The sequence below is a fragment of the Cellulomonas sp. P2_B4 genome, from assembly GCF_056404795.1.
The window spans coordinates 81,041-101,986 of record NZ_JBFUDI010000014.1; the positions used below are offsets into that span (position 1 = coordinate 81,041).

19 protein-coding genes and 1 tRNA gene are annotated in these 20,946 nt (G+C 70.0%); 15 read left to right on the top strand and 5 right to left on the bottom strand.

Annotation, left to right across the window (positions count from 1 at the left end):
* The 15 genes from AC1DZC_RS18805 to AC1DZC_RS18875 all read left to right on the top strand — a co-directional run bounded on the left by AC1DZC_RS18805 (position 1) and on the right by AC1DZC_RS18875 (position 14,160).
* Positions 1-417, top strand: a complete 417-nt coding sequence (locus AC1DZC_RS18805) for a rhodanese-like domain-containing protein (protein WP_477040934.1) — start codon at positions 1-3, stop codon at positions 415-417.
* On the top strand, positions 414-1,760 hold the full coding sequence (locus tag AC1DZC_RS18810) for a M20 family metallopeptidase (protein WP_477044319.1): 1,347 nt from the start codon (positions 414-416) through the stop codon (positions 1,758-1,760). Before AC1DZC_RS18805 ends, AC1DZC_RS18810 begins: the two co-directional genes overlap by 4 nt.
* A complete protein-coding gene (locus AC1DZC_RS18815) occupies positions 1,757-2,752 on the top strand; it encodes a GNAT family N-acetyltransferase (protein ID WP_477044320.1) in 996 nt (331 codons plus the stop codon). The genes AC1DZC_RS18810 and AC1DZC_RS18815 overlap by 4 nt, the downstream gene beginning before the upstream one ends.
* On the top strand, positions 2,749-3,855 hold the full coding sequence (locus tag AC1DZC_RS18820; RefSeq protein WP_477044321.1) for an LLM class flavin-dependent oxidoreductase: 1,107 nt from the start codon (positions 2,749-2,751) through the stop codon (positions 3,853-3,855). The genes AC1DZC_RS18815 and AC1DZC_RS18820 overlap by 4 nt, the downstream gene beginning before the upstream one ends.
* A complete protein-coding gene (locus AC1DZC_RS18825) occupies positions 3,821-4,981 on the top strand; it encodes an LLM class flavin-dependent oxidoreductase (RefSeq protein WP_477044322.1) in 1,161 nt (386 codons plus the stop codon). Before AC1DZC_RS18820 ends, AC1DZC_RS18825 begins: the two co-directional genes overlap by 35 nt.
* Complete coding sequence (locus AC1DZC_RS18830) at positions 4,978-6,288, top strand: glutamate-5-semialdehyde dehydrogenase (RefSeq protein ID WP_477040939.1); 1,311 nt, start codon at positions 4,978-4,980, stop codon at positions 6,286-6,288. Before AC1DZC_RS18825 ends, AC1DZC_RS18830 begins: the two co-directional genes overlap by 4 nt.
* 57 nt (positions 6,289-6,345) lie before the next feature.
* The gene (locus tag AC1DZC_RS18835; RefSeq protein ID WP_477044323.1) at positions 6,346-6,486 is read left to right on the top strand and encodes a hypothetical protein; all 141 of its coding nucleotides are present in this window, start codon (positions 6,346-6,348) and stop codon (positions 6,484-6,486) included.
* Between the two features lie 37 nt (positions 6,487-6,523).
* The gene (gene nadD / locus AC1DZC_RS18840; protein ID WP_477044324.1) at positions 6,524-7,132 is read left to right on the top strand and encodes a nicotinate-nucleotide adenylyltransferase; all 609 of its coding nucleotides are present in this window, start codon (positions 6,524-6,526) and stop codon (positions 7,130-7,132) included.
* Positions 7,133-7,281: 149 nt separating this feature from the next.
* Positions 7,282-8,757 (top strand): hypothetical protein, encoded by a 1,476-nt coding sequence (locus AC1DZC_RS18845; RefSeq protein WP_477044325.1) that lies wholly within the window; start codon positions 7,282-7,284, stop codon positions 8,755-8,757.
* A gap of 22 nt (positions 8,758-8,779) precedes the next feature.
* Positions 8,780-9,169, top strand: coding sequence for a ribosome silencing factor (rsfS, locus tag AC1DZC_RS18850; protein WP_477040942.1), 390 nt, complete (start codon positions 8,780-8,782; stop codon positions 9,167-9,169).
* Positions 9,166-9,858, top strand: coding sequence for a histidine phosphatase family protein (locus AC1DZC_RS18855; RefSeq protein WP_477040943.1), 693 nt, complete (start codon positions 9,166-9,168; stop codon positions 9,856-9,858). The genes rsfS and AC1DZC_RS18855 overlap by 4 nt, the downstream gene beginning before the upstream one ends.
* Before the next feature lie 72 nt (positions 9,859-9,930).
* A tRNA-Ala gene (locus tag AC1DZC_RS18860) sits at positions 9,931-10,003 on the top strand.
* Between the two features lie 160 nt (positions 10,004-10,163).
* A complete protein-coding gene (locus AC1DZC_RS18865) occupies positions 10,164-10,397 on the top strand; it encodes a helix-turn-helix transcriptional regulator (protein ID WP_477044326.1) in 234 nt (77 codons plus the stop codon).
* Positions 10,394-11,674, top strand: a complete 1,281-nt coding sequence (locus AC1DZC_RS18870; RefSeq protein ID WP_477044327.1) for a site-specific integrase — start codon at positions 10,394-10,396, stop codon at positions 11,672-11,674. The genes AC1DZC_RS18865 and AC1DZC_RS18870 overlap by 4 nt, the downstream gene beginning before the upstream one ends.
* 1,613 nt (positions 11,675-13,287) lie before the next feature.
* On the top strand, positions 13,288-14,160 hold the full coding sequence (locus AC1DZC_RS18875; RefSeq protein WP_477044328.1) for a hypothetical protein: 873 nt from the start codon (positions 13,288-13,290) through the stop codon (positions 14,158-14,160).
* 1,058 nt (positions 14,161-15,218) lie between these two features.
* On the opposite strand, the gene AC1DZC_RS18880 is transcribed toward AC1DZC_RS18875, so the two are convergent.
* The 5 genes from AC1DZC_RS18880 to AC1DZC_RS18900 all read right to left on the bottom strand — a co-directional run bounded on the left by AC1DZC_RS18880 (position 15,219) and on the right by AC1DZC_RS18900 (position 20,603).
* Positions 15,219-16,187, bottom strand: a complete 969-nt coding sequence (locus tag AC1DZC_RS18880) for a family 43 glycosylhydrolase (RefSeq protein ID WP_477044329.1) — start codon at positions 16,185-16,187, stop codon at positions 15,219-15,221.
* Positions 16,188-16,190: 3 nt separating this feature from the next.
* A complete protein-coding gene (locus AC1DZC_RS18885) occupies positions 16,191-17,105 on the bottom strand; it encodes a carbohydrate ABC transporter permease (protein WP_477044330.1) in 915 nt (304 codons plus the stop codon).
* Between the two features lie 3 nt (positions 17,106-17,108).
* Positions 17,109-17,951: a carbohydrate ABC transporter permease gene (locus tag AC1DZC_RS18890; RefSeq protein WP_477044331.1), complete on the bottom strand. Its 843-nt coding sequence runs from the start codon at positions 17,949-17,951 to the stop codon at positions 17,109-17,111.
* Between the two features lie 168 nt (positions 17,952-18,119).
* Positions 18,120-19,391, bottom strand: coding sequence for a sugar ABC transporter substrate-binding protein (locus tag AC1DZC_RS18895; protein ID WP_477044332.1), 1,272 nt, complete (start codon positions 19,389-19,391; stop codon positions 18,120-18,122).
* A gap of 96 nt (positions 19,392-19,487) precedes the next feature.
* A complete protein-coding gene (locus tag AC1DZC_RS18900; RefSeq protein ID WP_477040948.1) occupies positions 19,488-20,603 on the bottom strand; it encodes a LacI family DNA-binding transcriptional regulator in 1,116 nt (371 codons plus the stop codon).
* Positions 20,604-20,946: the final 343 nt, after the last annotated feature.

Here is a 20,946-nt window from a genome sequence, read left to right on the forward strand (position 1 = left end):
ATGACCGAGACCACCGCCCGCCCGGGCGCCCCCGCCGAGCACCTCAGCCTCGAGGACGCCGCGGCGCTCGCGCCCGCGGTCACCCCGCAGGAGGCCGCCGAGCGCGTCGCCGAGGGCGCGTTCCTGCTCGACGTCCGCAGCGAGACGGGCCGGTCGCGCACGGGCGCGATCCCCGGCGCCACGGTCGGCGACCGGTACGCGATCGACGACGAGTTCGACCTCGCCGCGGCCACGCACCACGCACCCGTCGTCTCGCTGGACACGCCGATCGTGGTCGTCTGCGGCTCGGTGCGCGGGTCCGGCCCGGTGGCCGCGGAGCTGCGCGCCAAGGGCTTCACCAACGTCGTCCACGTCGACGGCGGCTTCGGTGCCTGGAAGGACGCGGGCCTGCCCGCCGAGGAGCCGACCGCCGGATGAGTACCCCCTCCACCGCGTTCCTCGACGAGCTGCGCGCGCTCACCGAGCGCCGACGCGGGTCGTTCGTCCCGCTGACCTCCCCGTTCGACGGGGCCGACGAGACGTCGCGCGCCCTCGTGCGGGACGCGGCGAGCGCCGGCCAGGGGGACCTCCTCGACGTCGCGCACGCGATCCACTCCCACCCGGAGGAGGCGTTCCGCGAGGTCCGCTCGGTCGCGGCGATCGCGGACCTGCTGCGGGCGCGCGGCGTGCCCGCGACGGTGGGGACGCACGGCCTGTCGACCGCGCTGCGCGCGGGACTGACCAAGGCCGGGCCCGACGACGGCGCGGCTCGCGAGGACGCGGGTCCGACCGTCGCGATCCTGGCCGAGTACGACGCGCTGCCCGGGGTGGGTCACGCGTGCGGGCACCACCTCATCGCGGGCGCCGCGACGGGGGCGTTCCTCGCGCTGGTCCGGGCGGTCGCCGACGGTCTGGACCTGCCGGGTCGGGTGCTCCTGCTCGGCACGCCGGCGGAGGAGGGCAGCTCGGGCAAGGAGATCCTGGCGCGCAACGGGTTCTTCGAGGGCGTCGACGCGGCGATCATGGTGCACCCGTTCGGCTTCGACGTCGTCGACCACCCGTTCCTCGGCCGGCGGCAGCTGCGCGTCACGTACCACGGGGTCGCCGCGCACGCGTCGGCCAGCCCGTTCATGGGCCGCAACGCCCTCGACGCCGTCGCGCTGAACTACCAGGCGGTCGCGATGCTGCGGCAGCACATCCCGCCGAGCGACCGTGTGCACGGCGTGGTGCTCGAGGGCGGGACGCGGCCGAGCGTGGTGCCCGAGCGCGCGACCGTCGAGTACTACGTCCGGTCCGCGAGCCCGACGACCCTCAAGGACCTCTCCGAGCGGCTCGCCGACATCGCGCGGGGCGCCGCGCTGGCCACCGGGACGACCGCCGAGCTGGTCTGGGACGCGGCCCCGTTCACGCTCCCCGTCCGGACCAACGGACCGCTCGCAGAGCGCTGGGCGGTGCACCAGGCCGGTCAGGGGCGGACCGTGCTGGCCGGGGGCGTCGTCCCCGAGATACTCGCGGCCTCGACCGACTTCGGGAACGTGAGCGTCCGGCTCCCCGGCATCCACCCGATGATCGCGGTGAGCGACCCGGAGGTGGCCCTGCACACCCGCGAGTTCGCGGAGGTCGCCGGAGGTCCTCGCGGGGACGCCGCCGCCGTCGACGGTGCCGTCGGGCTCGCGCTCACGGCCCTGGACTATCTGGCCGACCCGGCGCTGCGTGCCGCGGTGCGGCAGGACTTCCAGGACGCCGGCGGCGTCCTGGACGTGGAGGGGTACTTCTCATGATCGAGGTGCGCACGTCGCGGCCGGACGAGCACGCCGCGGTCGCGGAGCTCACCGAGCACGGGTTCGCGACCGGGCCGTTCGGTCCGACCACGGACCCGGCGCGGCTGGCGCTGCTGCGCGACGCTCCCGGGCGCGCGGCGGCCGGCGACCTGCTCGTGGCGGTCGACGGCGACGAGCTGCTGGGCACGATCAGCCTGCTGCGGCCCGGCACCGGGTACACGCGGCAGGCCCACGACGACGAGGCCGAGGTGCGGCTGCTGACCACCACGCCGGCTGCCCGCGGTCGCGGGGTCGGCGCCGCGCTCCTGGCGGAGTCGGTCGCCCGCGCGCGGGCCTGGGGTGTCACCGCGCTGGTACTGGACACCGGCGCCCGCAACGTCGTCGCGCAACGCCTGTACCACCGGCTCGGGTTCGAGCGGGTGGTCGACCGGGAAACGATCGCCGGTCTGGTCGTGTACCGCTACGACGTCGCCCGCACCGGCCTGCGCGTCCGACTGGTCGCGCCGCACGAGTACGACCGCGTCGCGCAGCTGTCGGTCGAGGCGTACGCCCACGACTACGACATCCCCGACGAGTACCGCGCCTCCCTCGCCGACGTCGCCGCCCGGGCTCGCGAGCACGAGGTCTGGGTGGCCGAGGACCTCGCGACCGGCGAGCTGGTCGGGACGGTCGCAACGCCGCGCGCGGGCGAGCACATCTCCGAGCTCGGTCGGGACGGCGAGCTCGACTTCCGGCTGCTCGCGGTCGACCCCGCGGCTCGCCGACGAGGGATCGGGGTGCTGCTCACCGAGCACGTCGTCGCACTCGCCCGGCAGCGGGCCCTCGACCGCGTCGTCATGAACTCCGGGCCGCAGATGCTCGGCGCCCACGCGCTCTACCACCGTCTCGGCTTCGTCCGGCTGACCGAGCGCGAGACCCGTGTCGTCGCCGGCGGCACCCTGCTCGCGTTCGGCCTCGACACAGCACCACTCACGCAAGGAGCACTCTCGTGAAGTTCCAGGTCCTCGACATCGTCCCCCACGGCCCGCACCCGGTCACCGGCGAGCTGCTCGACCCGTCCACCCGCCTCGAGCGCGTCGTCGAGACCGCCGTGCTGGCCGAGGAGCTCGGGATCGACGCGTTCGCGGTGGGGGAGCGCCACGCCGGCGACTTCCTGTCGTCGTCTCCCACCGTGCTGCTCGGCGCGCTGGCCCAGGCGACGGACACGATCCTGCTCAGCACCGGCGTCACCGTGCTCAGCCTGCTCGACCCGGTCCGCGTCGCCGAGGACTACGCGACGATCGACCTGCTCTCGCGCGGGCGGCTCGAGATCGTCATCGGCAAGGGCAACGAGGACAAGCACTTCCCGCTGTTCGGGCTCCAGCTGGAGCACCAGTACGACTACCTCGAGGAGAACTACGAGCTCCTCACCCTGCTGCTCAGCCGAGAGCACGTCGACTGGAAGGGCACGTTCCACGCGCCGCTGACGGACGCGACGACGCTGCCGCGCCCGTACGACGGCCCCTTCCGCATCTGGCACGGCTCGGCCACCAGCACCATCGCGGTCGACCTCGCCGCCAAGCACGGCGACCCGATCGTGTCCGCGAACGCGCTGCAGCCCCGCGAGAACTACAAGGTGCTCATCGACCGGTACCGCGAGCAGCTCGTGGCCCACGGGCACGACCCGTCGGTCGGCTACGTCGGCTCCGGTTCGGGCGGCCTCTTCCTGGCGGACACCACCGAGCAGGCGACCGAGGAGTACCGCGCGGTCTACGAGGGCTTCGCCGCCCGGATGGCCGCCCGGCACGTCGGCGAGACGCGGCCCGGCAAGGTCTCGTCGTTCGCGCACATCGAGGACGCGGTCGAGCGCGGCCCGGCGCTCGTCGGCTCCCCGGAGCGCGTCGCGGAGAAGATCCTCGACTACCACGCCTCCTACGGGCACGACCTGCAGTCCGTCTCGCTCAACCCGGTCCTGCCGTACGAGCAGCAGCAGGACGTCCTGCGACGGTTCGCCGAGGAGGTCGTCCCGCTGGTCCGGGCCGAGGTGTCGACGACGCTGTGGGGACCGCAGAACCCGGGCCGTGCCCGCGGCCTCGACCGGCTCGTCGCGGTCTGACGTGGCCGTCGAGTTCCTCGGCGCCGGGTACGGCAACCCGTCGACCGAGACCACCCCGCTCGTCGGACCCGTCTGGGACCCCGGCTACACACGGGAGATCGTGCGCGCCCACGAGGCGAGCGGCTGGGACCACGTCCTGTTCCCCTATGCGTCCGACGGCCCCGACCCCGCGCAGGCGGCGGCCTGGGCGGCGGCACACACCGACCGCATCCAGCTGCGCGTCGCGCACCGCCCGAACGTCTCGGCGCCCACGTTCGCCGCCAAGACCTTCGCGACCCTGCACGCGGCGTCCGGCGGACGCGTCACGGTCCACCTCATCGCGGGCGGCCTCACCAGCGACCAGCGGGCCGAGGGCGACGACCTGGACAAGGACGCGCGCTACGACCGGCTCGCCGAGTACGCGCAGCTGCTCCTGCGGTCGTGGACCTCGGCCGAGCCGTTCACGCACGTCGGCCCGTACTACCGAGCGCAGGAGTTCGTCCTGCGGGCCCGCACCGAGCAGCGTCCGGGCCTGTCGGCGGGCGGGGCGTCGCGACGAGCCCTGGAGGTCGGTGCGCGCGTCGCGGACGTGTTCGCGCTCTTCGGCGAACCGCTGGCCGCGACCGCGGACCAGGTCGACCTGCTCCGCTCGTTCGCGACCGCCGTGGGCCGTCCGCTGCCTCGTCTGCAGATCGCGTTCCGGCCGATCGTGGCGCCCACCGACGAGGAGGCGTGGGCCAGGGCGCACGCGATCCGAGCACGCATCGACGAGCTCGCGTCGCCGCGCGCGGTGCGGACCCTGACCGAGGCACCCCGTGAGCCGGGGAAGCTGCCCGAGAACACCGCGAACCTGCGCCTGGCCGAGCTGGCCGCGTCGGGGGAGCGGCACGACCGTGCCCTGTGGACGCCGACCGTCGCGGGTGCGGGCGGGCTGCCGACGAGCGCGACGGCCCTCGTCGGCTCCTACCGGACCGTGGCCGACGCCCTGCTGGACTACGTCGACCTCGGGTTCGAGATCTTCGGCCTGCGCGGCTACGACCTGCTCGCGGACGCGGTCGAGTTCGGCGAGAACGTCATCCCGCTGGTGCACGCGGGCGTGACCGCGCGGGACGCACTCCGGCACAGCGGGACTACCCTGACCAGATGACCACGTCGCTCGAGCAGCCGCTCCAGCAAGCACCCGAGGCGCCCGACGTCACGGCCGCGGTCCGCGCCGTCGCGGAGCGCGCCAAGATCGCCTCCCGCACGCTCGCCACGGCCAACCGCGCCACCAAGGACGCGGCGCTGCGTGCCATGGCCGACGCGCTCGTCGAGGCCACGCCACAGATCGTCGAGGCCAACAAGATCGACCTCGAGCGCGGCCGCGCCAACGGCACGTCCGCCGGCCTGCTCGACCGGCTCGCGCTCACCCCCGAGCGGATCGCGGGGATCGCCGACGCCCTGCGCGAGCTCGCGGCGCTGCCCGACCCGGTGGGCGAGGTGGTCCGCGGGTCGACGCTGCCCAACGGCCTGCGCATGCGGCAGGTCCGCGTCCCGATGGGCGTGGTCGGCATGATCTACGAGGCCCGCCCGAACGTCACGGTCGACGCCGCCGGGCTCGCGCTCAAGAGCGGCAACGCGGTGATCCTGCGCGGTGGGTCCGCGGCCGCGGCCAGCAACGAGCTGATCGTCGACGTCCTGTCGCGGGCGCTCGTCTCGCAGCGCCTGCCCGGTGCGCTGATCCAGTCGATCGACTCCTACGGGCGCGAGGGCGCCGTGGCGCTCATGCACGCGCGCGGGCTGGTCGACGTCCTGGTTCCGCGCGGGGGTGCGGACCTCATCCAGACCGTCGTGCGCGAGTCCACCGTCCCGGTCGTCGAGACGGGCGTGGGCAACGTGCACGTCTATGTCGACGAGACCGCCGACCTGGCGATGGCCCTGCCGATCCTGCTGAACGCCAAGACGCAGCGTGTCGGCGTGTGCAACGCCGCCGAGACGCTGCTGGTGCACCGGGCCGTGGCCGACGAGTTCCTGCCGGTCGCGATCGCGATGCTCGCCGACGAGGGCGTGACGATCCACGGCTGCGAGGAGACGCTCGCCCTGGCACCCGAGGAGGCGGACGTCGTCGCGGCCACCGACGAGGACTGGGCGACCGAGTACCTGTCGCTCGACCTGGCCGTGCGCGTCGTCGACTCCCTGGACGAGGCCCTCGAGCACATCCGCACGTGGAGCTCCGGGCACACCGAGGCGATCGTCACCCGGGACCTGGCGTCCTCGGAGCGGTTCGTCGCCGAGGTGGACTCCGCGGCGGTCATGGTCAACGCCTCGACGCGGTTCACCGACGGCGGCCAGCTGGGCCTGGGCGCGGAGATCGGGATCTCCACGCAGAAGCTGCACGCGCGGGGTCCGATGGGCCTCGGCGAGCTGACGACGACCAAGTGGATCGTGCACGGCGACGGGCACGTCAGACCCTGAGCACCACAGTTGACCGTGCGACACTGATCGCACCCGCCCCACCCCTGGAGGATTGTCGTGCGTGTTGCTGCTGAAGCTGCCGAGGTCGTGAACGAGCTGCCCTTCGAGCCGTGGGTCTTCGGCGTCGGAGCGTTCGTCGGGCTGGTTGCCATGCTGCTGACCGCATACGCCTTCCGGAACGTGGGGACGCGCCACTGACCCGGCCCCCTGTCGGGATCGACGGAGGGACCGACCGATGACGCACCCGCCCGTCCGGAGGCAGCGCCTCGGGGTCATGGGCGGCACGTTCGACCCCATCCACCACGGCCACCTGGTCGCCGCCAGTGAGGTCGCGGCGAGGTTCGACCTCGACGAGGTCGTCTTCGTCCCGACCGGTCAGCCGACGTTCAAGCTCGACCAGGCCGTCACGCTCGCCGAGCACCGCTACCTGATGACCGTCATCGCGACGGCGTCGAACCCGCGGTTCACGGTGAGCCGGGTGGACGTGGACCGCGAAGGTGTGACGTACACCGTCGACACCCTGCGTGACCTCAAGACGGCCCGCCCGGACGCCGAACTGTTCTTCATCACGGGTGCGGACGCCATCACGCAGATCTTGACGTGGAAGGATGCGGACGAGCTCTTCTCGATGGCGCAGTTCGTGGCGGTCACCCGCCCCGGGCACACGCTGTCGGTCGACGGGCTCCCCGGCGATCGCGTCCAGGTCCTCGAGGTCCCGGCCCTGGCGATCTCGTCGACGGATGTCCGCGCCCGAGAGAGCGCCGGGCAACCGGTGTGGTACCTCGTCCCGGACGGGGTTGTTCAGTACATCGCCAAGCACAGGTTGTATCGAGGAATGTCATGAGTGAAACCGGAGAGCGGCGCAGTCGCCGCGAGCTCCACAGGCCCGAGACGGGATCCGTCGAAGGTGTCGCGCCCGACGACGGGTCCGCGGCTCCCCAGCCGACCCCGCCCGCCAGCTCACCTACGACGCCTCCGGTCTCACGGCGGGCGATGCGCGAGCAGAGCATCCCCGACGCCTCCGGGCCGCCCACCGACGCGGTCGCGCGTTCCCGCCGCTCCATCCGGGACACCGCGCTCGACCCGACGAGCGAGCGACCCCCCGCGCAGCCCGCCCCCACGACCCGGCCGGCCCCCTGGTCGGCGACGTCGCCGGCGCCGTCGGCGACCGGCGGCTCCGTGCCGAGCCCGTCCCGCACGCCCGCCCCGGCCCCGCAGCCGTCTCCTCAGGCGCGGCCGTCCACGGTGACGCCGTCCACCGCCCAGTCGTTCACCGCGCAGCCGTCCGCGGCCCAGTCCGCCTGGGGCCAGCGCGGCCCGGCGCCGACGAACGCTCCCGGTGCAGGCCCGGCACGGCCCGGCACGCCCGCACAGCCCCCCGCGCAGGTACCGCAGCGCACGTCCGTCCAGGGCGCTGCCGCGTCGTCCGCTCCCGCAACCGCACCCTGGCAGGCACCGTCCGCGCAGCCCGGGGCCCGCCCCGCCGCGAGCGTGCAGCCGAGCACGTCGTCGGGCCGTCCCGGTGCACCGTCGCAGCCGTCCGCCGGCCAGCCATCCGCGGGCCAGCCGTCCGCCGCCCAGCCGTCCGCCGGCCAGCCGTCCGCCGCCCAGGCGTCCTCCCCCCAGCCGACGAGCACGCCGCCGGCTCGCACGAGCGCCCTGCCCGCGCCGGGCCAGCCGAGCCAGGTCCCGAGCCCGGCTTCCCGCCCGTCGACGCCGCAGCGCCCGGCCACCCAGCCCACGGTCGGCCAGCCGTCGACGTTCGGCCAGCCGTCCTCCGTCGGCCAGCCGTCGACATTCGGCCAGCAGCCTGGTTTCGGCGGTCAGCCCTCAGGTCCGTCCAGCACCTCGTCGGACGCCGGCGGCCCGGCGGCGGCACGTCGCGACGGTCCGAGCTGGATCGCCTCGCCCCCCGCCGCTGCTGCGCCGGCAGCGTGGCCCACGGCAGGCGGTGCCGAGGCGCCGTCACCGACGTCGACGTGGCAGCCCAGTGCCGCCCAGGCACGCGCCACCGCACCCGCGACGAGCAGGCCGACCGACGCCCCGGCCCCGGCTCCCACGCAGAGCTGGTCGCCGACGCCGAGCCCGACCGCCCCGCCCGAGGCCGGTCCCGTCGCGTGGTCGCCGACCCCGGTCGCGGCCGGCGGCACCGTTCCCGCGCCGCGCACGGGTGCGGAGGGTGGGGGCACGGGCTTCGGCGCGAGCCCGTTCGCCGAGTCGCTCCCCGCCATCGCGTCCACCACCGCCGCGGCGCAGGACGACGAGGACGACGACGACGAGGTCCGTCCGCGGCACCCGTACACCTGGCTGCACTTCCTCGCACTGGCGCTCGTCGCGTTCGTGCTGGGCTTCCTCATCGTGCTCCTGTGGAGCCGGTCCGGCGGGCTCGACGCCTCGGGCACCGGATCGACACCCGCATCGGCCTCGGCCGTGCACACCCCACTCGGCCTCGTCGCCGATCCTGCCTGACCCCAAGATTTCGAGGAGACCTGTGGCTGCGACCGAACGTGCCATCGAGCTTGCCGTTGCGGCGGCTCGCGCCGCGTCCGACATCAAGGCCGAGGAGATCATCGCCCTGGACGTCAGCGAGCAGCTGGTGCTCACCGACGTGTTCCTGATCGCCTCCGGCAGCAACGAGCGGCAGGTCGGGGCGATCGTCGACGCCGTCGAGGAGTCGCTGTTCAAGCTCGGCGCCAAGCCGATCCGCCGCGAGGGCAAGGGCGCCGGCCGCTGGGTGCTCGTGGACTTCGGCGACATCGTCGTCCACGTACAGCACGCCGAGGACCGGGTGTACTACGCACTCGAGCGCCTCTGGAAGGACTGCCCGGTCATCGAGCTGCCCGCCGACGCGCGGGGGACCGACGAGGGCACCGACGCGTGACGGCGGGTCGTCTGGTCCTGGTCCGGCACGGCCGCACCGCCTACAACTCGCAGGCGCGGCTGCAGGGCCAGGTCGACATCCCGCTCGACGACGTGGGCCGCTGGCAGGCCCGGACCGCCGCAGCACTCCTCCTGGCGCGCCACGAGCCGACGGCGATCGTCGTCTCCGACCTCTCCCGCGCCCACGAGACGGCGAGCTTCCTGGCGCGCGCCTCGGGGCTCGACCTGGCCGTCGACCCGCGCCTGCGTGAGCGCGGGTTCGGCGTCTGGGAGGGGCTCACGGGCGAGGAACTGCGCAGGGACTGGGCCGACGAGTTCGCCGTGTGGCGCGCGGGCGGCCAGCCCGCGGGCGTCGGCGCGGAGAGCCGCGAGGAGGTCGCTCAGCGCGTCCTGGCCGGCATCACGGAGCACGCGGCCGGGTACGGCGCCGACGACACCCTCGTCGTGGTCTCGCACGGCTCCGCGATCAGCTCCGCGGTCACCGCGCTGCTGGGCATGCCGCAGGACTGGCACGGTTTCACGGGCATGCTCAACGCCCACTGGACCGAGCTCATCGCCACCCGCGGGGACTTCGCGCCGGCCTGGCGCCTGGTCGGCTACAACATCGGCCCGACCGACGCGTCCTCCGACTGGAACGCCGGTCCTGACGCCGGTCACGGCGCCGACTCCGAGACCCGGGACCCCGATTAGCGTTTGGGCGGCCGATCGTCGTAAACTCTCCGAGCGCCCGCAAGGGTGTGGTGGCCCGTCACGGCGGGCTACGGGGCTGTGGCGCAGCTGGTAGCGCACCTGCATGGCATGCAGGGGGTCAGGGGTTCGAATCCCCTCAGCTCCACCGAAAGTGCTGGTCAGAGGCCACGTCGGGATCCTGAACACAGGAGCCAGACGTGGCCACTAGACATTTAATCGACACTTATCGACCCAGACTCGGCCCGTGGTGGTCGAGTCTCGGGCGGCCTCGCGCGTGTTACGGCTCCTTGGGCACACCTGTGTCCATGGAGACCAACGATGTGGTGTCGGCCCTGGAGCCGGCGATGACCCTGCCCGAGCTCGCTGCGTACCTGTCGGTCAGCACCCAGGCGCTGTACGACCTGCGCTCGCAGGGCCGCGGCCCGCGAGGCTTTCGTGTCGGACGCCAGCTGCGCTTCCGGGACAGCGAGGTCCAAGCCTGGCTGGCACGGATGGAGGCCGCCGACGGCGAGCGGCATCCCCGACGAGGCAGGCCGTGAGCCGCGGACGGCCGCGGACCGCGATCGGCACGTTCGGCGAGATCGCGCTCACGGACCTGGGCGGCCGGTACCGAGCGATGACCCGCTACCGCGACCTGGACGGCCGACTGCGCGCCGTGACGGCCGTCGCGGGAAGTCAGCGCGCGGCAACCGCCAAGCTCAAGGCAAGGCTCGTCGACCGCGCCGGCTACGGCAGCGGGGGACTGCTCAGCGTGGCCAGCCCGTTCGGCGACCTGTGCGACCTGTGGCTGGCGGATCTCGAGCTGCGGGACATCTCCGAGGGAACCAAGGACAACTACCGAGACGACCTGCGCCTGCATGTGCGCCCAGCGCTTGAGTCTTACGCACTCGGCGAGATCACCACGGGGCGCGTCGAGTGGCTCCTGCGGCGCGAAGCTGCCATCTCGCACTCAAGGGCCAAGCACACCCGCACTCTGCTGAACCAGATGTTCGCCTTCGCGCTCCGGCACGACGCTCTCGCGCGAAACCCGGTCCAGGGAACCTCTTCTCTCATCAGGCCCAAACGTGAGATCGAGGCGATGTCGCTCGAGCAGGTCCAAGCCATTCGAGCCGCCTCGGCGGCTTGGCGCACAGGTTCCGGGGTGCCCGGGCCGAAGCCGGACGGCCAGGTCCGCGACATCTGCGAGGTGCTGCTCGGTACCGCGATGCGCCCCGGCGAGGTTCTCGCCCTGAGACCATGCGACATCGACGACACCACCCGGGGAATGGTCGCCCATGTCCGGGGCACTGTCGTGAGGCGACAGGGGGTCCGTGACTTCCGCCAGGACCAGGCCAAGACCGACGCATCGCATCGAGCCATCGCGGTGCCCGAGTTCGCCGCCCAGGTCTTGCGCCGCCGGATTGCGCAGATGCCCTCCGATCAGTCCGACGTCACGATCTTCCACAACCGCAACGGCGGCGTCCTCACTCTGCACAACCTCCGCCGCACCTTCAGAGAGTTTCTTGCCGATGCTGGACTCGCCGACTCGGGCATCACACCGCGCTGGTACCGGCGAACGGGAGCGACCGTGCTCGCACGCGGGCTCGGGATCGACGTGGCGGCGGCTTTTCTCGGACACACGAGCACGGCGGTTACCGAAGGGCACTACGTCGCTCCCGACCAGTCCGTCGATATGTCGCCGGCTGGTGTGCTCGAAAGGACTCTGCGGCCGCTTGATCCGGATTGGTCACTGCTGACGCTGGGCAGCAACGACGATGAGCTCGACGCGCTCGCCCGCATCGACGATGCGGAGGGCCCGACCGAGAGGGCGGGCTAGCTTGGGGTCGCGCCTCGAACGTCCGCTGGTCGATGACCCGCAGCCAGCCGCCATCGCTGGTGGCGGCCGACTTGGACGCGCGCACCGCCGTCCTCCTTGGGCCTAGCAGCTTGAGCCAGGTCGCCGCTGACGAGCGTCGGCAGCGAGCGCTTCGGCTGGGCAGTGATTCAAACAGGCTCGGTCGGGCTCGGGACATCGGGCCGCGGTATTTCTGTCGGCCTATTCCTGAGTAATGCAACGAGCCCGAGTCAGCTCCAAGGCCGATCCTGGACGGCTGGGGGTTCGGGCGGGTACGTTCTTACGGGGAATGCCGACTATTCGTGGAGTACGTCGGGTGGCAAGACTATCTGGTCCAACCAGATCGGCGTCGGAGGTCCCGGTGTGGGTGTGGAAGCCCACGGCGGCGTTTCGTATTCAACGGTTCGGACCTACAACTTTGGATGAATTGGGTGATGACTTATCGATGAGTGGACTCATCGCATCGAGGGCTCTGCGACGTTTGTGGGTGGCTACGGGCAGATGACTGCTGGCTACCCACTAGGCTACATGGAATTTTCGACGTGGACCGTCACGGTCGATGTGACGACGGAGTTTATGCGGACTGTACTCCGCGTGGCGTCAGCCTTTCCTCCGCGCGCCGAGCCGATACCAAAGACCGGTCCCGCCTGGCAGTCGACTTTTGATGACATTGTGCTCGCGCGGTGTGCAGCTCGCAGCGTCACCCTTGTGCGACGAGACCACCAAGCGGTCCGCTTCGCCGCCCCGACGCAATCACGACTCGCTCCGTTCGTGAATGAACTCCGCCGCCGTGAACTGCGCATCCAATGGGTTAGTACTACACTTCAGGACTGTTTGTTTCCTGGCAGGCTACGATCCGCCCTCCGGGCGAATGGCATTTGACGTGCCTGCGCTCCAGGCGGACGGCAACCGGACACGCTGGCCTGAGGTCCGCTCGTCCGGGGCGGTGGCAAACATCGGCACCACGGTGGACTCGGCTCCGGATTCTTTCAGCCCGTCTTGCTGGAGACGCGTTCGCGTGGAATCGATGGAGCCATCCGAAGTATCCTTATCACGAGTTTGTCGTCGAGACCTTAAGGGGCGGGATGAATCGCCTGCTGTTGAGGTCCTACGGGAATAGCTCCTACCCAACTCGGGTGGAGATCCAATTCATGAACGTAAAGTTCATCTCGATCGCCACCTCGCTTTACGGGCTTTCGGTGGCGCACCTGGGGACGTATGTCGATGCCCTCGAACCATTCTGCCTTCGTTGGACAACGGCTCCTATGCTGCGTACAAACTGGAAACATCGAACGGTGTCGGACATGTTGTCGCTGGCTCGGCGGCCTGGGTTGAGTCGACCGCGGGGCCGGATGAGCCCAGTGAATTCTTCATGATGCGATAGCTCTTTTGCCGGCCCTACGACGGTGTGGGCATTCCTGACAAGACGGCAAGGCGCACGATCACCCGCCCAGCACGTTTAGGACGACGGCTTGGGGCGCCTGCCGTCAATAGGAGCGCGGAGGCGTCCCGCGGACCTAGTCGTCCAAGTCAAGTCGCCGCGTTGCGGTGTCGAAAGACCAGAGGTCAAGAGACCGCCGAATCCTAGGATCGCCATGCCCCACATGCTCGCCGTCGCAATACTCGGCGTTGCCGTCCTCACCGGCTGCCTGTCCGGCGCATCAGCGCTGTCGACGCCGATGGCGGTGGAGTTGACCGTCGCGGGTCACGTCAGAAGCGACCTCGCGCGGGAAGCGGACCCGCCAGGGACTGAAGCGGTCGTCATAGAGCCCCTTGAGCAGATCACCGGCAGTGAACGCGTCGTTATCGGTGCTGTCGGTCTCGACCTGCCGGCGGGGTGGACCGCCGAGCACGAGGACCTTGAGCACGGCAGCGCGGCGCGGTTATTCGACGGTCAAACCCAGGTCGGACTTGTCAGCTCCACCGGCGAAGGGTCGGCCGATGCCTATGCCGTGCAGAGGGCGTTGGACGGTGCCTCTGAATCCTGGGGCGACCTGGCCCTACGTCTGCGACGACTCCCAGTCGTCTGGTCGGGGATGCCTGACGCGGGAGCGCTCGTCTTTTCCTTCACCAACACCAGCGCAGGCGGCGCAGAAATGGACGCGCTAGTCGTCGCAGCACACGCCACCGGGCAGTCTGGTCTCGTCGTCGTACTCGTCATGGCACCCAGCGGGACACTAGACGCCTCCCCGGCCTACGACGTCATGCGGACGATCCGATTCGAAGGGGGCGATGGGCGCAGCACGGTGGGGACCGGCATCTACGAGAGCAGCTACGCCATCGGGGCCATGACGAGCACCCTAGTCATCCTCGCGCTCGTCACATGGTGGATCGTCTGGGGCATCCGGCGCGTGAGGCGCAAGCCCGCGCCGCCCGGCGCCGCGACGCACACACCGGCACCGTCGCCAGATCCGACACCGACGCCCTCGACGGCGCCGACTCCCCGTGGGCGCGGAAGACACCCCTGAGAAGACACGAGCAGAGACACCTTGACATGGCCGGATCGCATGTCCTGGTCATCGTCGCAGCAGTCACAACCATGGTCGTCCACGCTCAGCAAGTAGCCGCGGAAACATCCGGTCACACCGCGATCTGCGCGCGCCGGTCCACTGCGTCGACCGGGGGCGTCGCACCTCGTCGAGTTGGGAACACGCGCGGTCGGCGGTCCCCGGCGAGCGGTTCGCGACGAGCGCGGGTGTCGGACAGGTCGGCTCCAGGTCCGTCCGATCGTGGGGTCTTCGGGACCCGGGTCAGGCAAGCGAGCTTGGACCCCAACTGGTCGGGTCTTGGTGGTCGCGGTCATCTGTGCTCCTCGATCATCGGTCCGGTGCGTGGCTGGCCAGGTTCGAAGTCGACGCCAAACAGGACGTCGTAGTGGGGCAGCGCCCGGATGACAACGATGTGCCCGTCGAGGTGGGACCGCGTGGTCTGGTCGCGGCAACCGTGGGCCAGGTCCGCCCGCAGCAGCCCGCCGGTCTCGCGGTGGAAGGACCGGTATCGCGGCTCAGTCTCAGCCGTCGTAGACAGTTGGGGACGGTGGACACAAATTAGACAGTTTTCGGCACCGAAGGGGCTGGAGATCGGCCGAAACCGGCCGATATGATCGGCTCGCGCTGATCGCCGATCCCGGCGAAAGCCCTGGTCAGGAGGGCGATTCTCGGAGATCCGTCGAGAATTGCCCAGGAGTCAATGTCGCTGCAGTTCTTCAGGGGGTCAGGGGTTCGAATCCCCTCAGCTCCACCGAAAGTGCTGGTCAGAGGCCACGCCGGGATCCTGAAGACAGGAGCCTGACGTGGCCATCGGCCATTTGCTGCTCGGCAAGGTCGAGATCGACTCGCCGCGGCACGTGCTCGACTGCCCGACGATCACACGTGCGTCCGCGTGATCGACCGCTGCGCGCGGTTGCCCAGACGTCCGCTTCTTGCAGATCGACCCGACAAAGCCCCGCAGGTGCCGGAAAGTGGTCTCGGCGAGCGGTGCTTGATCCGCTAGCAGTCGCGACTCGCCCACGGCCGAGGCGTGCCGATCATCGAGCGACCTGCGGCGGGACGGTGAGGTGCAGCGTGCCGTCCTTCCAGGTGACGCTCGTCGGATCGCTGACGGCGCCGACGAAGGAGCCGTCAGTGCTCGTGTGGTGGAAGGCGAGCAGCAGCCATTGGCCGTCGGTACGACGGCGGACCAGTCTGCCGCTGTACAGCTGGTCGTCGGTCACCTGCTGGGCTCCGGCAACGTCGTACGGGCCGAGCAGGGAGGTGGCAGTGGCTGCCCAGACGCCGCCCGAGGTGCCCGTGGCACGCCGGTGCGCGGAAGCGTCACTAGCCAGGCATGAGAACAGCATCACGGGGGCGCCGTCGACGACCTCCACCTGCATGACCTCCAGCTGACCGAAGCCCTGCCCGGGTTCCGTCCGGGGTGGCCGCAGCTCCCAGTGTCGAAGGTCCGCAGACCAGGCATGACCGACGACGCCGCGGTCGTCAGCGGGGCCCGTGCGGGCGCGCGCGGTGATGAGCATGTGCCAGCCGACGCCGTCCGGGTCGGCAAATACCCAGGGGTCGCGGAATGCCTCGTCGTGCCACTGCCCGTCGGTGAGAACCTCGTACCAGTTCCCGTCTGCTCGCAGGACCGGGTTGCCAGCCGACTTGTCCCAGAGCATCAGGTCGCGCGAAGTGGCGTACCCGATGCTCTGCACGTTGCCGGCGCTGGTCAGGGTCGAGCCCGTATAGAACAGGAACCAGGTGCCGTCCGGATGCCGGACGACCGAACCGGTCCAGGTGGCCAGGTCGTCGAACCCGACTTCGTCGCTCCGGACGAGAGCGTCGGCCACTCGGTTCCAGTCACGCAGGTCGCTCGAGACCGCGTGCCCGATCGAGGCCCGGTAGTGGCGAGCCTCGGGATCGTGCAGTGCGCGCGACGCGTAGAGGAAGAACAGGTGGTACGACTCGCCGTCGTCGGCGAACCAGAAGTCCCAGACCCAGGAGTCAGGAAGCGTGAACATGCATCAACCCTTCACGCCGCTGGCGGCGACGCTGCTGATGAACGCCCGCTGGAAGACCAGGAACACGGCGAGAACCGGCAGCGTGATCAGCGACGTGTACGCCATGACCTCACCCCAGGCCGTGTTGAGCTGGAAGAAGTACTGCATGCCGACCATGACCGGCCGCAGGTCCTCGCTCTGCACGACCATCAGCGGCCACAGGTAGGAGTTCCACGCCGGCAGGAACGTGAGGATGGCGACCGTGGCGAACGCGGGGCCGGCAAGGGGGACGACGATCTTGCGGTAGATGGTGAACCAACCGGCGCCGTCGATGCGGGCTGCCTCGTCGAGCGCCTTGGGGATCGTCGAGAAGTACTGGGTGAACAGGAAGATCGAGAAGGCGTTCGCGATGAACGGGATGATCTGGACCTGGTAGGTGTTCAGCCACCCGAAGTCGTATTTCGGGACGGCGCCCTCGAACACGAGCGTGGGCAGTTTCGAGACCCAGTAGACCATCGGGATGGCGATCGTCTCGAAGGGGACGATGAGCGTCGCGATGATGACGCTGAGCACCAGTCCCCGGCCCTTCCACTCGAGTCGGGACAGGGCGAAGCCGCACATGCTGTTGACGACCAGGCCGAGCCCGACGATGACCGTGGTCACGAAGATCGAGTTGAGCAGGAATCTGCCCACCGGGACTCGGTCGAACACGCCGGCGTAGTTGTCGAGGCTGATGTCGCCCACGGGCAGGAACGCGCGCAGCGAGCTGGTGTCGGACAGGATCTGTCCGTCCGGTTTGAGGCTGGAGACGAACATGAACACGAGCGGGAACAGGAAGAAGATCCCGAGGCCGGTCATGACGAGGTACGACCAGACCCGGCGACGGCGGCGCACCTGCTGCTCGGTCCGGGCCTCGTGGGTGGGGACCACGGCGGTCATGGTTCAGTCCTTCTCTCGGGTCAGGAAGCGCTGCACCAGCGCGACGACAAGCACCAGGACGAAGAAGATGAGGGAGATCGCGGCGCCGTAGCCCGTCTCCTGCTCCCGGTATCCCTTGCGCACGGCGTGGTAGACGATCGTGGTCGTCGAGTCTTGCGGTCCGCCCTGCGTGATGACGTCGATCTGCACGAACAGGCCGAGGGCGGCGATCGTGATGGTCACCAGGACGAAGACCATGGTCGAGCGCAGGCCGGGCCAGGTGACGCTCTGGAACTGCTGCCATCCTCCGGCGCCGTCCATGCGGGCGGCCTCGTAGAGCTCCTCGGGAATCGTCTGCAGGCCTGAGAGCCAGATGAGCATGTGGAAGCCGACGGCCTGCCAGATCGACAGCACGATGATGGCGGGCAGTGCGGTCTTGGGGTTGTTGAGCCAGTCGGCCCCCTGCCAGGCACCGAAGGTGATCGTGTCGATGAACGAGTTGATCAGCCCGTCCGGTTGGTACATGAACTTCCAGAGGATCGACACCACCACGATCGAGGTGACGACCGGGACGAAGTAGAGGATGCGGAAGAACGTGACGCCCCGGATCTTCTGGTTCACCAGTACCGCGAGCAGGAGGCCGAGGCCTGCCTGCACCGGGACGACGACGATCGCGAACAGGAAGGTGTTGAGCACCGACCGCAGGAACACAGGGTCCTCGGTGAAGGCCCGCACGAAGTTCTCGAACCCGACGAACCGCGGGGGGTTCGGCGAGATCAGGCGGGCGTTGGTGAACGACAGCCCGAAAGCCAGGAGGACCGGGACGATGAGAAAGAGGATCAGGAGCACGGCCGCCGGGGCCGCCATGGCCAGTCCGGACCGTCGCTCCCCGCGCGAGGCGGCCGAAGATCTGGGCCGGACGCGCCCGTGTGCTGTCGGCGGGCGCGAGGGAGCTCGTGAAGTGGTGGTCATGGTGCGTGTCCGATCGGGCGGGGGCAGCGCGGCGCACTGCCCCCGCCGGTCAGGACGGCTGGATCAGAAGCCGTAGCCGTCGTTGGACTTGATGTTGGTGTCGATCTCCTGAACGGCTCCGTCGAGTGTCGACTGCACGTCGGCGCCGCTCATGATGTCCTTGGCCGCCTTCTCGAACGTGCTGGAGATGACCGGGTAGGCCGGGGTGGCGGGCCGGGCGAGCGCGAACTTCTGCGACAGCTCGACGAACGGGCGCAGCGGGTCCCCTTCACCGAAGTTCTCCGAGAGCTCCTCGGCGGCCTTCGTGGCCGGAATGACGATCTGCTTGTCGCTGAACTCGGCGATGTACTTGTCCTGGAAGCTGAACTCCAGGTACTTGCGCGCGCCCTCCGCCGAGTTGCACGTCGACGAGATGCCCCACTGCCACGAGCCGCCACCGATCTTGGGGCCGTTGCCGAAGTCGGGCGGCGGCAGGATCAGCAGATCGTCGCCGACCGCGTCGAGGGAGTCCTTGGCGTTCCAGACCCCGGTGTAGCTGAGCGCGGCCTTGTCGTCGTTGAACTCCTGGTTGCCGATCGTCCCTGTGTTGCTGGCATAGCCCTTGGCGAAGGCGTCCTGGAACCAGGTGAAGAAGGTGACCGCCTCAGGGCCGTTGAGGACGCCGTCCGAGGAGAGCATCGTGTCGCGGTCGATCAAGTCACCGCCGGAGCTCTGCAGCATCGGCGAGTACGCGTAGGACCACCACTCGCCCGTGTCCTCGGCGCCGATGTCGAGCGGGGTGTCGTAGCCCGCCGTCTTGAGCGTGGCGAGCGCAGCGTCGAACTCGTCGATGGTCCATGGCTCGTCGACCGTCGGGATCCGGATGCCGTTGGCGTCCAGGACCGACTTGCGGGCGAAGATCGACAGAGCGGCGTCCCAGTAACCGGCGGCGTAGATCTCGTCCTTGTAGGTGCCGACCGCGGTGGGGAGCAACGAGTCGGTGATGTCGCTAGAGATCCCGAGCGGCTGGATGTACTTCGCCCAGGCCCAGTTGGGGACGATCGGCCCGTCCATGTCGAGCAGGCAGGGCAGGTCGCCTGCAGCTGCTGCGGCGACGATCGCGTCGTTGTAGGCGCCCTGGGGGAAGGACTCCTCGACCACCTTGTAGTCGCTCTGGGACGCGTTGAAGTCGTCGATGATCTTCTTGTACACCTCGAGCTCGGCCGGGTTGCCCGCCGAGTGCGTCCACATCTTCAGGGTGGTGGGTCCGTCACCGGATCCGCCGTCGTCCTGACCGGCTTGGCCGCACGCCGACAGCATCAGAGCTGACGCGGCGGACACGGCTACGATCGTCATGAGGGATCTGTGTTTCATTGGGGGTTCCTCTCTTGGTGCCCGACCTGCATGTCGGGGCACCCGCTCTGCGATCACCGACGGTGATCACGGTGTGTGTCAGGCTCGTCGCCGGCTGGAGTTGATAGCTGTAGCCGGCGGCGGGCCCACCGATCCGCGGCGCACGATCGGGCAAGGCATGAGGTACGCGGCGTCGGAAGCATCCGAGGAGCGCGTCCCGAGGGCGACCTCGACCGCCCAGCGACCCATCTCGTAGTGGGGAAGCGCCACGGTCGTCAGGGGAGGGTCAAGCTCCGCAGCCACGAGAGGCTGGTCGTCGAAGCCAACGATGGACAGGTCCCGCGGGATCTCGAGGCCGCGATGATGCGCGGCGATGTATGCGCCGGCGGCGATGCGGTCGTTGAAGCAGAACAAGGCAGTCGGCCGACGACCTTCCGGTAGATCGAGGAGGAGGTCCGTCGCCGCTCGTCCGCCAGCGGCGGAGGTGGCGCCCCGGACGTGCAGCGCCGTGTCCGGGACGATGCCCGCCTCATCGAGGACCTCGAGATACCCCTCCCAACGCAGAACGGACGCGACGGGCGCATCCGATTCCTCGACATCGACGTAGGCGATCCGGCGGTGTCCGGCGGCGATGAGCTCACGCACCGCGGCCACACCGCCGGCGCGGTCGTCAGGCACAACCGCGGGGAAGCCCCCGGAGACTGGCTGACAATCGAGAAAGACGCTGCCGGCAGGCAGGCTCGCCGGCACGTCGACGACCCGATGCCACATGCAGGCATAGATCATCGCGTCGACCTGCTGGTCCGCCAGTGCGCGGATGGCTTCACGCTCGACGGCGGGGTCCGCGTCCGTGTCGACCAGGAACACCAGGTACCCGTACTCGCGCGCCGCATCCTGCGCGCCAGAGAGCATCCGGCCTGCGTAGGGGGTGGTTGCGATGGTGTCTGAGACCAAGCCGATGGTCCGCGTGCGCTGTGTGCGAAGACCCCGGGCGACGGAGTTCGGTGTGTACCCGACCGCCGCCGCCGCGCGCCGGACGCGGTCCTGCGTGGCGGGGGAGATTCGCGCTGTCCGTTCATTCAGCACCAACGAGACAGTGGCGGTCGAGACGCCGGCCGCTGCAGCAACGTCCGAGATTCGGACACGGGCAACAGGCACACATCTCACCTCCTCGTGAGTGATAAATCGATTAACCGACCATCGGGAAGCATCCATCCCGCACCAGGAGACGTCAAGCGTCGTGATCGAACCGCAATGTGGGCCACCGACGAGCGGGAGGAAGCACGGAGCCGGGCGCGCGGACGCTGGCGCACCCACCGACGCGACTGTCCCGTGGCCCTGTCGGTCAGCTCGAAGAGCTGGGGGGGCTCGAGAGGGTCCTCCGACCAGAACGGCTGAGATGCGCACGAAGGCGTCCGCGGAGAGCGCAGCGACGCCGTCTTCGCGGGGCGGCGTCGAGAACGGTCCGTGACACCGCTGTCATGTGGACGCAGGAGCGTCGCTGTCTAGTCCGGCAAGCGGCAGCACGGCTCGGGTGGAGCCGAGGGGGTGCGGGTGC

Excerpts from the sequence above, each read along its gene's own strand:
- AC1DZC_RS18895 (WP_477044332.1), bottom strand. The coding sequence starts at position 19,391 with ATGACGATCGTAGCCGTGTCCGCCGCGTCAGCTCTGATGCTGTCGGCG.
- AC1DZC_RS18805 (WP_477040934.1), top strand. The coding sequence starts at position 1 with ATGACCGAGACCACCGCCCGCCCGGGCGCCCCCGCCGAGCACCTCAGC.
- AC1DZC_RS18865 (WP_477044326.1), top strand. The coding sequence starts at position 10,164 with ATGGAGACCAACGATGTGGTGTCGGCCCTGGAGCCGGCGATGACCCTG.
- AC1DZC_RS18875 (WP_477044328.1), top strand. The coding sequence starts at position 13,288 with ATGCCCCACATGCTCGCCGTCGCAATACTCGGCGTTGCCGTCCTCACC.
- AC1DZC_RS18815 (WP_477044320.1), top strand. The coding sequence starts at position 1,757 with ATGATCGAGGTGCGCACGTCGCGGCCGGACGAGCACGCCGCGGTCGCG.
- AC1DZC_RS18830 (WP_477040939.1), top strand. The coding sequence starts at position 4,978 with ATGACCACGTCGCTCGAGCAGCCGCTCCAGCAAGCACCCGAGGCGCCC.
- AC1DZC_RS18885 (WP_477044330.1), bottom strand. The coding sequence starts at position 17,105 with ATGACCGCCGTGGTCCCCACCCACGAGGCCCGGACCGAGCAGCAGGTG.
- nadD (WP_477044324.1), top strand. The coding sequence starts at position 6,524 with ATGACGCACCCGCCCGTCCGGAGGCAGCGCCTCGGGGTCATGGGCGGC.
- AC1DZC_RS18900 (WP_477040948.1), bottom strand. The coding sequence starts at position 20,603 with ATGGATGCTTCCCGATGGTCGGTTAATCGATTTATCACTCACGAGGAG.
- AC1DZC_RS18890 (WP_477044331.1), bottom strand. The coding sequence starts at position 17,951 with ATGGCGGCCCCGGCGGCCGTGCTCCTGATCCTCTTTCTCATCGTCCCG.
- AC1DZC_RS18880 (WP_477044329.1), bottom strand. The coding sequence starts at position 16,187 with ATGTTCACGCTTCCTGACTCCTGGGTCTGGGACTTCTGGTTCGCCGAC.
- AC1DZC_RS18845 (WP_477044325.1), top strand. The coding sequence starts at position 7,282 with ATGCGCGAGCAGAGCATCCCCGACGCCTCCGGGCCGCCCACCGACGCG.
- AC1DZC_RS18810 (WP_477044319.1), top strand. The coding sequence starts at position 414 with ATGAGTACCCCCTCCACCGCGTTCCTCGACGAGCTGCGCGCGCTCACC.